The following is a 12,431-nucleotide window of genomic DNA, read 5'->3' on the forward strand; positions in this document are numbered from 1 at the left end:
CAACGAGATGGAAAAGCTAGCGCGCAAACAAATCCAACAACTTACCCCTTATTTGTCGGCTCGCCGAATCGGTGGTACGGGGGATGTATGGCTGAATGCGAATGAATCACCATTCAACAACGAATACAAAACAGACTTTGCTCGTCTTAATCGTTACAGCGAATGTCAGCCGAAAGAACTGATTTCCGCTTATGCTGCGTATGCAGGCGTGAAACCTGAGCAGACGCTCACTTCTCGCGGGGCAGATGAAGGGATTGAGCTATTAATTCGCGCTTTCTGTGAATCGGGCGAAGATGCAATTTTATTTTGCCCACCGACTTACGGTATGTACGCGATCAGTGCGGAAACTTTTGGTGTGGAGCGCAAAACCGTTCCGTTAACGTCAGATTGGCAACTTGATCTTGCTGGTATTGAAGCCAATTTGGACGACGTTAAATTGGTTTTCGTCTGTTCGCCAAACAACCCAACCGGGAACTTGGTTAAACGTGAAGATATTGTCTCTCTGCTTGAGATGACAAAAGACCGTGCCATTGTGGTGATGGATGAAGCGTATATTGATTTTTGCCCAGAAGCATCCACGGTGGATTTACTCGCGCAATACCCAAACTTAGCCATTCTACGTACTCTGTCGAAAGGTTTTGCGTTGGCGGGTTTACGCTGCGGATTTACGCTTGCGAACGAAGAGTTGATTAATGTACTTCTTAAGGTTATCGCTCCATATCCAGTACCTGTTCCTGTCGCAGAAATTGCCATCCAAGCGCTGTCTGAAGCGGGGTTAGCCCGAGCGAAATATCAAGTGCTCGATTTGAATGCAAACCGTGCTTATCTGCAAGTTGGTCTATCGATGATTCCGGGTTTGGAAATTTTCGAGGGGTGGGGTAACTACTTGTTGGTTAAATTCCCGGATGGTAATGCTCTTTTCAAAGCCGCTTGGGATACTGGCATTATTTTGCGTAATTCGCCAATTGAGAATTGCGTACGTATTAGCGTAGGTAACCGTGACGAGTGTGAAAAAACACTCGGTTTTATTAGAAATTACTACGCGTAGTTCAAGAAAGAATGAATCGCTCTCGCTCAATAGCGGGAGCGCCAAAAAGAATAGCAATAAGGAAGTTCGAGTGGGCAAACAACAAAAAATCCTTTTTATCGACCGCGATGGCACTTTAATTGTTGAGCCGCCGATTGATTTTCAAGTAGATCGCTTAGATAAGCTAAAACTAGAGCCATTTGTAATCCCAAGCTTGCTGTCGTTGCAGGATGCTGGATACCGCTTAGTGATGGTAACGAACCAAGATGGTTTGGGCACAGACAGTTACCCACAAGCAGACTTTGATGCACCACATAATATGATGATGGAGATCTTTGAATCTCAGGGTGTGAAGTTCGATGATGTTCTGATTTGTCCTCACTTCAATGAAGATAACTGCTCTTGCCGTAAACCTAAATTGGGCATGGTAAAAGAGTACCTTCAAGGGGGCAAAGTTGATTTTCAAAACTCCGTTGTGATTGGCGATCGTCAAACCGATCTTCAACTCGCAGAAAACATGGCAATTCGTGGTATTCAATACAACCCAGAAACCATGGGTTGGAAACAGATCCTAAAAGATCTAACAGTGAAGGCACGCGTTGCTGAAGTGGTTCGCACCACAAAAGAAACGGACATCAAAGTACTCGTTAATCTTGATGAACAAGGCGGCAATGACATCTCTACAGGTCTTGGTTTCTTTGACCACATGCTGGATCAAATCGCGACGCACGGTGGATTCCAAATGGTGTGCAAAGTGGAAGGTGACCTACACATCGATGATCACCACACAGTGGAAGATACCGCTCTTGCTTTGGGTCAAGCATTGAAAGAAGCACTGGGTGACAAACGTGGTATTGGCCGCTTTGGCTTTAGTCTGCCAATGGATGAGTGTTTGGCACAATGTGCACTAGACCTGTCTGGTCGTCCTTACCTTAAGTTTGACGCGCAGTTTAGCCGTGAGCAAGTGGGTGACCTTTCAACAGAGATGGTAGTTCACTTCTTCCGCTCTCTGACTGACACATTAGCATGTACTTTGCACCTGTCTTCTGCGGGCAACAATGACCACCACATCATTGAAAGTCTATTTAAAGCGTTTGGTCGCACTCTGCGCCAAGCAATCAAAGTAGAAGGCACTGAGCTACCAAGCAGTAAAGGCGTTCTTTAAAGCTAACGTTATCAAGGAGAAAAACAGTGACAGAACAGAAAGTGGTCATTATCGATACTGGCTGTGCCAACGTCTCTTCGGTGAAGTTTGCTATTGAACGTTTGGGCTATGACGTAACCATTTCAAAAGACCCAAAAGTGGTGCTGTCCGCAGACAAACTATTCCTACCGGGAGTGGGAACCGCCAGTGAAGCGATGAAGAACCTAGAAGAGCGTGATCTTATCAGCTTGGTAAAACAGGTAGAGAAGCCGCTACTAGGTATCTGTTTAGGCATGCAATTGTTGGGCAAAGTGTCTCAAGAAAAAGGGCAGAAAGCCGACGAGTTAGTTGAGTGTCTTGGACTTTGTGACGGCGAAGTGAAGTTGCTACAGACCGGCGACTTACCGCTGCCGCATATGGGCTGGAACACGGTGTCTGCAAAAGCAGGTAACCCACTGTTCAAAGGTATTGAAGAAGGTGAGTACTTCTACTTCGTGCACAGCTTTGCGATGCCAGTTGGGGATTACACGATTGCTGAATGTGAATACGGCAACCCGTTCACAGCCGCAGTACAAAGTGGCAACTACTACGGTGTGCAGTTCCACCCTGAGCGTTCTTCAAAAGCGGGCGCGAAGCTTATTCAAAACTTCTTAGAATTATAAAAGGGATTTAGTGTGATTATTCCAGCTCTTGATTTAATTGAAGGACAGGTGGTTCGCCTTTATCAAGGTGATTACGGCCAAGTAACCGAGTACAAAGTCGACCCGGCAGAGCAGTTCAACTTGTACCACCAAGCAGGTGCCAACTGGCTGCACTTAGTGGATTTAACTGGCGCGAAAGACACGACAGCACGTCAACTTGACTTGATTGCAAAGCTACTAGCAAGCACGCCAGCGAACATCCAAATCGGTGGTGGTGTACGTACAGAGCAAGACGTGATGGATCTGCTAGAAGCCGGTGCTCAACGAGTTGTCGTTGGTTCTACAGCAGTAAAACAACCAGAGCTTGTGAAAGGTTGGATGGAAAAATACGGCGCAGAGAAAATCGTTCTCGCGCTAGACATTAACATCGACCAAAACGGCACGCGTAAAGTGGCAATATCTGGTTGGCAAGAAGACTCAGGCGTGACCATCGAAGCTCTAATCAACGATTACCTAACGGTCGGTCTACAGCACGTGCTTTGTACGGACATTTCTCGTGACGGTACGCTAGAGGGCTCAAACGTTGAGCTTTACGTCGACCTATGTAAACAGTATCCACAAGTGCAGTTTCAATCTTCAGGTGGCATTGGCTCATTAGCAGATATCGAAGCGCTAAAAGGCAGCGGTGTGGCTGGTGTAATTGTTGGTCGTGCGCTGTTAGATGGTAAGTTCACAGCAGAGGAGGCATTTGCATGTTGGCAAAGCGAATAATTCCATGTCTTGATGTTCGTGATGGACAAGTAGTGAAGGGCGTGCAGTTCCGCAACCACGAAATCATTGGCGACATCGTTCCTCTGGCGCAGCGTTATGCAGAAGAAGGCGCTGATGAGCTTGTGTTCTACGATATTACCGCTTCAAGTGATGGTCGTGTCGTCGATAAAAGTTGGGTCGCTCGCGTTGCAGAAGTGATTGATATTCCTTTCTGTGTCGCTGGTGGTATTAAATCAGCAGAAGACGCAGCACGCATTCTTGAGTTTGGTGCAGACAAGGTGTCGATTAACTCACCTGCACTGGCGAACCCTCAGTTGATTACTGACCTTGCTGATAAATTTGGTGTGCAATGTATCGTCGTTGGTATCGATTCATACTACGACAAAGAGACAGGCAAGTATCAGGTTTACCAGTTTACGGGTGATGAAGAACGCACCAAAGCGACCCAATGGGAAACGCGTGATTGGGTGCAAGAAGTACAAAAACGCGGCGCTGGTGAAATCGTACTGAACATGATGAACCAAGATGGTGTGCGTAACGGCTACGACATCGAACAACTGAATATGGTGCGTGAAGTATGTAACGTACCATTGATTGCATCGGGTGGTGCTGGTGCCATGGAGCACTTCGCAGAAGCCTACCAAAAAGCCAATGTGGATGGCGCGCTTGCTGCATCGGTATTCCACAAGCAAGTCATCAATATTGGTGAACTAAAGCAGTATTTGAAACAACAAGGCATTGAGGTACGACTATGAGTGTAAAAGCCGCCGAAGTAAGTTCGCTAGCTGAGCGAATCAACTGGGAAAAGGTGGATGGTCTGGTACCTGCCATCGTACAAGATTTTCAATCAAGCCAAGTGCTGATGATGGGTTACATGAACCAAGATGCGTTGGCAAAAACGGGTGAAACGGGTCAAGTGACGTTTTTCTCTCGTACCAAGCAGCGTCTTTGGACGAAAGGTGAGACCTCCGGCAACGTATTGCAATTGGTGAACATGCAGCTTGATTGCGATAACGATACGCTACTGGTGAAAGTGAATCCCATTGGTCCCACTTGCCACACAGGCACGACGACCTGTTGGGATAGTGACCCTCAAGAGGAGTCACAAATGGTGTGGCTTCATCAACTTGAGCAGCTACTGGCTGCCCGCAAGAGTGCCGACCCAGATTCTTCTTATACCGCCAGTCTTTATGCCCGTGGCACCAAGCGTATTTCGCAAAAAGTGGGCGAAGAAGGCGTTGAAGTCGCGCTTGCGGCGACGTCGGGCGATAAGGCGGAGTTAGTGTGTGAATCAGCAGATTTGATTTACCACTTAATGGTATTGCTTCAAGACCAAGGCTTATCGATGAATGATGTAGTGAACAAACTGAAAGAGCGTCATAAGTAAGGGAAGTTAAAGGTCCTAGGTTATAGGACCTAGATCCTAGATGGAGTGCGCGGGGAGCCTTGTGCACTTCATTTATTTTAGAAAGTGTTATGGAATACAGAGCGCTTTGCTTACAGAATACGGAAATGGTTGACATACCCGCTAAGTGTACGAAAAATAATCCGTAATCCGTAATCCGTAATCCGTAATCCGTAATCCGTAATCCGTAATCCGTAATCCGTAATCCGTAATCCGTAATCCGTAATCCGTAATCCGTAATCCGTAATCCGTAATCCGTAATCCGTAATCCGTAATCCGTAATCCGTAATCCGTAATCCGTAATCCGTAATCCGTAATTTTAGGCCTAAACCCTAGGATCCTAGGACCTTTGTTTTACCTAGAACCTTTCTCTTACCCACAACACTTCTTAAATTTCTTACCGCTTCCGCAGATACACGGATCGTTACGACCAACCTTTAGGCTGCTCACTGGCTGGCTAAGACGCGGGTCTTGTTCTGGCTCTTCTTCTGGCTCTTCTTCAGGAAATGTGCCGTCAATGTAATACCAAAGGCCATTTTCTTTCACAAAGCGAGAGCGTTCAGTCATGCAGTAGCGTTTGCCGTCTTCATCAAAATAAGCGCTAAACTCGACAAAGCCTTCTGTTTCGTTAGTGCCAGCTTCTGTTTTTATTACTTCAAGTTTGGCCCAACCACTGTCGATAGATTGAGCAATGTCTTCGCGTTGGTCTTCTGCGTTGCAGCTTGGGTGGTACGTGTTCACCACGTAATCCACCAAACCAAGGACGTGAGCACTATAGCGGGAGCGCATCAACTGTTCTGGCGTGGTGACATCGCCATGATTTTTATGTGCAATTTCACAACATTGCGGGTAGGGGTGGTTAGAACCACAAGGACAAGAAGTAGCCATAAACGAAATCTCGTTAAATTAGGAAATATAGACAGTCCGCATTATAACGAGTTAGGCGGTTTGAGACAGCAGTTCTTGAGTCCAAGCCGTGGATTGACCAAAGGCCTTTGCTAGCTGTGCTTCCGTCAGTTTCAGTTTGCGGCAATAGGTTTCTGTGGTTTCCCAGTCGGCTTTCTCGTAGGCAATGATCATTGAAAGCAAACAGCCTAAAACACCTTGTCGCTTAGTCAATGCGAGCTTTATCTCTTCTTTAACTGGAATATCATCAATCACATTAGCGAGAGGTTGATCAAGCAATGAGTCCAACAGAGAAAACATACCTGTTAAGAATGCCTGCCCAGGATCGCTATTGATATTCATTTCACTGTAGAGTAACTCACACATACGCGCGCGTTGTACGGCCAGTGAATAGAGAGAGTCCGGTTTATCTTCGTGGACAGATGCGATGGCAACCAAAGAAATGAAGCGTCGAAGTCGCTCCTCTCCAAGATAGATAAGCGCCTGTCTAAATGACGTGATTTTAGTTGTCAGTGTATATCCAGAATTGACGAAAGTGAGCAATTTGTATGACAGGGTAACATCAGTCGAAATTAAACGTTCAATTTCATTAAAATCAATGGGCTTATCAGCGATTTCTTTACACAGCTGAACTAGAGTAAGAAAACCTGGGGTAAGTCGTTTTTTTTGAATCATTTCAGGTTTACTAAAGAAATAGCCTTGAAAGAGGTGAAAGCCCGCATCCATAGCTTTCTCAAATTCCTCATAGGTCTCAACTTTTTCGGCTAAGAAACGAATATCAAAGTGGGACAGTGACTGAATGTAAATCGCGGCTTTTTCAATTGGAACAGAACGGATATCGAATTTGATAATTGAAACGTAAGGGAGAAAGCGTTTCCATGCTTTAGTGGGAATAAAATCATCAAGGGCAATGGTGTAGCCTGATTCACTAAGATGCTGTATTGCTTCGAGGAGTTCGTCAGTTGGTTCGCAATCTTCCAATACTTCAACCACTAATGAGTCTTTTGGAAAGAGCGTAGGAACCAAATTGACTAAACTCGTGTATGGGAAGTTTACAAAACCCAGTTTGTTGCCCAATGTACTGTAATGCATAGACAAGAAGTGGTCAGACAGCAACCGGCTTGTTGCTAGCTCTGGTTCAACTTCTGGAAATGTGTTTTTGGGGCCGTCTCTAAAGAGAAGCTCGTAACCAATGGTTAGTTTCTGTTTATCCAAAATTGGCTGACGAGCGACGTATGAATACTTCAATGGGTAATACTGGTTCTGATTAACTTAGTAATATGATAATAACGATTTCTGTCAAAAGATCTATGGGATATACAGTATTCTGTTAATTGTAAAAGTTGCTCTAGTGCAAACTTTTTCCAAAAGGTCGGATTTGTAAATCAAATCCACTAGGATTGACCGTCAAAACGGAGCCTTGAGTGTACCAGTCACCGAGTACGATACGTGTTTTCTGTTCCCCATCGATAACAAAGTTATGGATGTCAGGACGATGCGTATGGCCGTGAATCATTAGGTTGACATTGTTTGTAGATAAAACGTGTTCAACTTCTTTTTGGTTTACGTCCATGATATCGAGTGACTTCATTTGCTTGTCATCTCGGATGTCCGACTGAACTTTGGAAACAATTCTTTTCTTAATAAACCAAGGAATGCGATTAAATAACCACTGAAGCCAAGGTTTATGAACCGTTTTACGAAACTCTTGATATTTTACATCGTCAATACACAACGTATCACCATGTAAGATAACGGCATTTTGGCCATAAAGTTCGATTTTACATACATCATCGAGCAGTGTGACGCCTGTCTCTTTGCAAAAACGCTTACCAAGTAGAAAATCTCGATTTCCTTGAATGAAAAATACGGAAACACCTGTATCCGTTAAGGCTTTGAATTCAGAGCGGATTTGGTCGGCAAATGGCGTTTTATCATCGTCGCCAACCCAGAATTCGAACAAATCACCGAGTACATAAAGCGCTTCAGCTTTAATGGCTTCTGTTCGCATAAACGTGACGAAACACTCTGTGATATCAGAGCGAGTAGGGGTGAGGTGAAGATCAGATATAAATAATGTTGTCATAGAAATAAGGGGAGGCTTCGCCTCCCCACAAACTTATCTATTGTGTAGCAACTCTAACGAATTACTCTTCGATTGTAGTACCAGTGATCATTACGTCTTCTAGCGGTACGTCTTGGTGCATACCGTAAGAACCAGTGCTCACGCCTTTGATCTTGTTTACGATGTCCATACCTTCTACTACTTCACCAAATACACAGTAACCCCAACCATCTAGGCTTTCGCTGCGGAAATCTAGGAAAGTGTTGTTGTTTACGTTGATGAAGAACTGAGAGCTTGCTGAGTGCGGTTCCATTGTACGTGCCATAGCAAGTGTACCCACTTTGTTGCTTAGGCCGTTGTTTGCTTCGTTCTTGATTGGTGCACGTGATGTTTTTTCACGTAGACCAGACTCCATACCACCACCTTGGATCATGAAGCCATCAATAACACGGTGGAAAAGAGTGTTGTCGTAGAAACCGTCGCGGCAGTACTGAAGGAAGTTTGCGCTTGTCTCTGGCGCTTTCTCTTCGTTTAGTTGAATCTTGATGTCACCAAAATTAGTGTGAAGGGTGATCATGCTATTTTCCTTTACTGTGTTGTATTGAAGTTGGGATTCTAGCCTAAGTTATAACGCATGCAAAACTCAGGATCATGAAAATAAACGTTTTATGCTTGAAGTTTAGCCGATTATCGTTTTATCCGTTAATTGCTATTACGTAATATGGTTGGAGTTGATATACTCGGCTTACTTGTTATTCATTCACAATCATAGATAGAGATCATGTTAAAGATATATAACACACTCACAAGACAGAAAGAGGAATTCAAACCAATTACAGCCGGCAAAGTTGGCATGTATGTCTGTGGAGTTACCATCTACGATCTCTGTCATATCGGTCACGGTCGTACATTTGTTTCTTTCGATGTCGTTTCTCGCTACTTACGTTACCTTGGTTACGATCTAACATTCGTACGTAATATCACGGATATCGATGACAAAATCATCAAACGTGCAGCAGAAAACGGTGAATCATGTGATTCTCTGACTGAACGTTTGATTGGCGAAATGCATGCAGACTTTGATGCTCTGAATATGAAACGCCCAGATGTTGAACCTCGTGCAACGCAGTTCATTGCGGAAATCATCGAATTAGTTGAAAAACTAATTGAACGTGGTTTCGCTTACGTTGCAGATAACGGCGACGTTATGTTTGAAGTGGGTAAATTTGATGAGTACGGCAAGCTTTCTAAGCAAGACCTTGATCAGCTTCAAGCGGGTGCGCGTGTTGATATCGAAACCGCAAAACGCAGCCCTCTAGATTTCGTACTTTGGAAGATGTCTAAGCCTGGTGAGCCAACGTGGGAATCACCATGGGGTGCTGGTCGTCCAGGTTGGCACATTGAGTGTTCTGCGATGAACTCTTCAATTTTAGGTAACCACTTTGATATTCACGGCGGTGGCTCTGATCTTCAGTTCCCACACCACGAGAATGAAATCGCGCAATCATGCTGTGCACACGACACACAATACGTGAACACATGGATGCACAGTGGAATGGTGATGGTAGACCGTGAGAAAATGTCTAAATCACTAGGCAACTTCTTTACTATCCGTGATGTTCTTGGTCACTACGATGCTGAGACGGTTCGCTACTTCCTAATGTCTGGTCACTACCGTAGCCAGTTAAACTACAGTGAAGATAACCTAAACCAAGCTCGTGCGTCCCTTGAGCGTTTGTATACGTCTCTACGTGGTCTAGATCTAAACGCGGCACCTGCTGGTGGTGAAGAGTACGTAACTCGCTTCACTGCGGCGATGAACGATGACTTCAACACTCCAGAAGCATACTCTGTGCTGTTTGATATGGCGCGAGAAGTAAACCGTCTGAAAACAGAAAACGTAGAAAAAGCGAGTGAACTAGGTGCATTAATGCGTGAGTTAGCGGACGTGATTGGTATTTTACATCAAGATCCAGAAGCGTTTCTAAAAGGCGATGCAGGTAACGATGATGAAGTTGCTGAGATCGAAGCGCTCATTAAACTGCGTAACGACTCACGTGCATCAAAAGACTGGGCAAACGCAGACATGGCACGTGATAAGTTGACTGAAATGGGGATCGTCCTTGAAGATGGTCCTGAAGGCACAACGTGGCGTCGTAAATAACGATTGAATCTTAAAAAGGGGCTGATGATTCAGCCCTTTTCTTTACAGGCTTGTATAAATTCTAAACTCTAACGAAGGTAGTGCTCTGTGGCTCAGATGTATTTCTATTACTCGGCAATGAACGCGGGTAAATCGACAACTCTTCTTCAATCTTCATTTAACTATCAAGAACGCGGTATGACGCCAGTGATTTTTACTGCTGCGCTAGACGATCGCTACGGTATAGGAAAAGTGAGCTCTCGTATCGGTTTGCAATCAGACGCGCAGCTGTTCCGTCAAGATACTAACCTGTATCAAGAAATTGCAGCACTGAATGAAATAGAAAAGCGCCACTGTATTTTGGTTGATGAGTGCCAGTTCTTATCAAAAGAGCAAGTGTATCAATTAACAGAAGTGGTCGATAAACTCCATATTCCTGTACTTTGCTATGGCCTTCGTACTGATTTTCTAGGCGAACTTTTTGAGGGCAGCAAGTACTTGCTATCTTGGGCAGATAAACTGGTTGAGCTGAAGACTATTTGTCACTGTGGTCGTAAGGCAAACATGGTAATTCGTACTGACGAACACGGTGTGGCAATCCGAGAGGGTGACCAAGTTGCAATCGGTGGCAACGATCGTTATGTATCCGTTTGTCGCCAGCATTACAAAGAAGCACTTGGCAAATAAACGGATTTAGAGATGAAAGAGCCACCGAATTAGGTGGCTTTTTATTGCGTGATAGTTGAGTACTATGCGTGGAATTCTAACAAGCTAGAACGGCCAGGTATTTACTACGATTACAGTTATTTACCACGATTACAGTTATTTACTACGATTAAAGTTAATTACGAAGATTGGCATCACACTTGACCAAATCCAAATTTTTCTTGCAGCGCTTGGTAAGAGGATTCAACATGAGCAGGAATTTCTTGCTCGGTTTGAAAACCTTTTTCAGGGTAGGTTTTTACACGAGAAAAATCTTCCATCAAAGCTTCTAGCACCATCATCAGTGGCATTTCTTCATTGATGTACTCAAAGAAAGGATGGGCAGTGGATGTGACCTGAAGTTGTGAATAAGGGGATTGCCATTGTTTTTCAAACGTTGCAATGGCACGTCGCTCCATAAATGGCTTCTGAACTAAAATCAGAGATTCACAATGAATCCTTTTCTCTTTCAACAATTGCTCGGTAAAACGAACGTTTTCACCACTGTTGCTCGAACGTGTTTCGACCAAAATTGCTTCATTTGGTACCCCCGCGATCCTTGCTATTTCTGCAAACGTTTCAGTTTCGCTTTTCTCAAATAACCCGTCTGTAAAGCGCCCCTCTCCACCGGAGAATACAATCAATTTCGCCAGATTTTGATGGTAAAGTTTAGCGGCATACTCGGCAACGCGTAGGTCATTACTGCACATGACAAATAAGCATTCGGCGGGCTTTAAAACATGCTTGAGTTGCATGTAGTCCCACAACGTTTCGATATGTTGATAAAGCTTCATAGTGCATCCAATGTTGATTTAAACTGAAATTGGTAACCAAGCTTGATGAGCTTGTCTGCGAGAATACGCTTATCTGGCGTATCTGTGATTGGCGGTAGGGAAATATCTAAATTATTTTTTGAAATTGCCGCTTGGTAAAATTCGGCTTTGCTGACGGTAGTGGGTGTCGTGGCATTCACGACGTCATTGTCGATGTTATTGAGAGCGAAAGCCGTCGCTGCCACTGCGTCGTCTTGATGCAACATATTCGCTGGCGCATTGCTGCTGACTTGTTTAAGGCGCATGGCAAAGCGAGATGGATGGCGGTCAGAGCCGATAAGACCACTGCATCGTACGATGACATAGTTAATGCCAGAATCAATTACGTGTTGTTCTGCTTGAAGCATGATGCGGGCATTCTCAGAAAAATTGGTATCATTCTGTGCTAATTCCAATGTTGCATCTGCTTCTATCATTTCGACCGCTCGATTTGGGTAAACGGTCGTTGAACTTACCATCAAGAGTTTTTGGATGTCAGTTTGTTTTGCCGCTTCAACTAATTGACACCATTGTTGCGCATATTCCTGGCCATTACCTTTACGAAAGCCAGGAGGGAAAGCGCCCACAACACGTTCGATATGGTGTTGTTTGATCAGTTCTGCCAATTGTTGAACGGAATCAGCTGTATCAAGATCAAGTAGCGCAGTGTTGACCGATGCAAGAGAACATTCATCCAGTCTCGCTTGTGAGCGGCGTGTAATCGTGACTTGGTGACCTTGCTTAACGAGAGCTTGCGCTAGCGGCATTCCAAGCCAACCTGCGCCTACGATCAATGTATTTGCCATCTGTTT

The 12,431-nt window shown here is 44.6% G+C and carries 14 protein-coding genes; 8 read left to right on the plus strand and 6 right to left on the minus strand.

What is annotated here, in order from left to right; translation table 11 throughout:
- Positions 1–7: 7 nt before the first annotated feature.
- From hisC to hisIE, 6 genes are all read left to right on the plus strand, one after another.
- On the plus strand, positions 8–1,048 hold the full coding sequence (gene hisC / locus KHN78_RS13160) for a histidinol-phosphate transaminase (protein WP_211916364.1): 1,041 nt from the start codon (positions 8–10) through the stop codon (positions 1,046–1,048).
- Positions 1,049–1,118: 70 nt separating this feature from the next.
- Positions 1,119–2,192 (plus strand): bifunctional histidinol-phosphatase/imidazoleglycerol-phosphate dehydratase HisB, encoded by a 1,074-nt coding sequence (gene hisB, locus KHN78_RS13165; protein ID WP_211916365.1) that lies wholly within the window; start codon positions 1,119–1,121, stop codon positions 2,190–2,192.
- A 26-nt stretch (positions 2,193–2,218) separates the two neighbouring features.
- Positions 2,219–2,833 carry an imidazole glycerol phosphate synthase subunit HisH gene (gene hisH, locus KHN78_RS13170; RefSeq protein ID WP_211916366.1) on the plus strand — a complete coding sequence of 205 codons (615 nt, stop codon included), beginning with the start codon at positions 2,219–2,221 and terminating at the stop codon, positions 2,831–2,833.
- Positions 2,834–2,845: 12 nt separating this feature from the next.
- On the plus strand, positions 2,846–3,583 hold the full coding sequence (gene hisA, locus KHN78_RS13175) for a 1-(5-phosphoribosyl)-5-[(5-phosphoribosylamino)methylideneamino]imidazole-4-carboxamide isomerase (RefSeq protein ID WP_211916367.1): 738 nt from the start codon (positions 2,846–2,848) through the stop codon (positions 3,581–3,583).
- Complete coding sequence (gene hisF, locus KHN78_RS13180) at positions 3,565–4,338, plus strand: imidazole glycerol phosphate synthase subunit HisF (protein ID WP_004749837.1); 774 nt, start codon at positions 3,565–3,567, stop codon at positions 4,336–4,338. Before hisA ends, hisF begins: the two co-directional genes overlap by 19 nt.
- Complete coding sequence (hisIE, locus tag KHN78_RS13185; RefSeq protein WP_128810638.1) at positions 4,335–4,970, plus strand: bifunctional phosphoribosyl-AMP cyclohydrolase/phosphoribosyl-ATP diphosphatase HisIE; 636 nt, start codon at positions 4,335–4,337, stop codon at positions 4,968–4,970. The genes hisF and hisIE overlap by 4 nt, the downstream gene beginning before the upstream one ends.
- Positions 4,971–5,360: 390 nt before the next feature.
- Here hisIE and KHN78_RS13190 read toward each other — a convergent pair whose 3' ends face one another.
- The 4 genes from KHN78_RS13190 to KHN78_RS13205 form a co-directional block, all read right to left on the minus strand.
- Entirely contained in the window at positions 5,361–5,876 is a 516-nt protein-coding gene (locus KHN78_RS13190) for a YchJ family protein (RefSeq protein WP_211916368.1), read from the minus strand.
- Positions 5,877–5,927: 51 nt separating this feature from the next.
- A complete protein-coding gene (locus tag KHN78_RS13195) occupies positions 5,928–7,142 on the minus strand; it encodes an EAL and HDOD domain-containing protein (protein ID WP_211916369.1) in 1,215 nt (404 codons plus the stop codon).
- Positions 7,143–7,242: 100 nt separating this feature from the next.
- Positions 7,243–7,980, minus strand: a complete 738-nt coding sequence (gene lpxH, locus KHN78_RS13200) for a UDP-2,3-diacylglucosamine diphosphatase (RefSeq protein ID WP_128810640.1) — start codon at positions 7,978–7,980, stop codon at positions 7,243–7,245.
- Positions 7,981–8,041: 61 nt separating this feature from the next.
- A complete protein-coding gene (locus KHN78_RS13205; protein ID WP_128810641.1) occupies positions 8,042–8,536 on the minus strand; it encodes a peptidylprolyl isomerase in 495 nt (164 codons plus the stop codon).
- Between the two features lie 204 nt (positions 8,537–8,740).
- On the opposite strand from KHN78_RS13205, the gene cysS reads away from it, so the two are divergent.
- Both cysS and KHN78_RS13215 read left to right on the plus strand, forming a co-directional pair.
- A complete protein-coding gene (gene cysS, locus KHN78_RS13210) occupies positions 8,741–10,123 on the plus strand; it encodes a cysteine--tRNA ligase (RefSeq protein ID WP_211916370.1) in 1,383 nt (460 codons plus the stop codon).
- 87 nt (positions 10,124–10,210) lie between these two features.
- Complete coding sequence (locus tag KHN78_RS13215; RefSeq protein WP_211916371.1) at positions 10,211–10,789, plus strand: thymidine kinase; 579 nt, start codon at positions 10,211–10,213, stop codon at positions 10,787–10,789.
- 173 nt (positions 10,790–10,962) lie between these two features.
- Here the strand turns inward: KHN78_RS13215 and KHN78_RS13220 are convergent, their stop codons facing one another.
- Both KHN78_RS13220 and KHN78_RS13225 read right to left on the minus strand, forming a co-directional pair.
- The gene (locus tag KHN78_RS13220; RefSeq protein WP_211916372.1) at positions 10,963–11,601 is read right to left on the minus strand and encodes a YdcF family protein; all 639 of its coding nucleotides are present in this window, start codon (positions 11,599–11,601) and stop codon (positions 10,963–10,965) included.
- Positions 11,598–12,425 carry an NAD(P)H-binding protein gene (locus KHN78_RS13225; RefSeq protein ID WP_211916373.1) on the minus strand — a complete coding sequence of 276 codons (828 nt, stop codon included), beginning with the start codon at positions 12,423–12,425 and terminating at the stop codon, positions 11,598–11,600. The genes KHN78_RS13220 and KHN78_RS13225 overlap by 4 nt, the downstream gene beginning before the upstream one ends.
- Between the last annotated feature and the right edge of the window lie 6 nt (positions 12,426–12,431).

This window comes from Vibrio sp. B1REV9 (assembly GCF_905175395.2).
GTDB classification, from domain to species: domain Bacteria; phylum Pseudomonadota; class Gammaproteobacteria; order Enterobacterales; family Vibrionaceae; genus Vibrio; species Vibrio alfacsensis.

Coding starts and splice junctions, on each gene's coding strand:
- hisC (WP_211916364.1), top strand. CDS start 8: ATGGAAAAGCTAGCGCGCAAACAAATCCAACAACTTACCCCTTATTTG.
- hisF (WP_004749837.1), top strand. CDS start 3,565: ATGTTGGCAAAGCGAATAATTCCATGTCTTGATGTTCGTGATGGACAA.
- hisIE (WP_128810638.1), top strand. CDS start 4,335: ATGAGTGTAAAAGCCGCCGAAGTAAGTTCGCTAGCTGAGCGAATCAAC.
- KHN78_RS13190 (WP_211916368.1), bottom strand. CDS start 5,876: ATGGCTACTTCTTGTCCTTGTGGTTCTAACCACCCCTACCCGCAATGT.
- lpxH (WP_128810640.1), bottom strand. CDS start 7,980: ATGACAACATTATTTATATCTGATCTTCACCTCACCCCTACTCGCTCT.
- KHN78_RS13205 (WP_128810641.1), bottom strand. CDS start 8,536: ATGATCACCCTTCACACTAATTTTGGTGACATCAAGATTCAACTAAAC.
- cysS (WP_211916370.1), top strand. CDS start 8,741: ATGTTAAAGATATATAACACACTCACAAGACAGAAAGAGGAATTCAAA.
- KHN78_RS13220 (WP_211916372.1), bottom strand. CDS start 11,601: ATGAAGCTTTATCAACATATCGAAACGTTGTGGGACTACATGCAACTC.
- KHN78_RS13225 (WP_211916373.1), bottom strand. CDS start 12,425: ATGGCAAATACATTGATCGTAGGCGCAGGTTGGCTTGGAATGCCGCTA.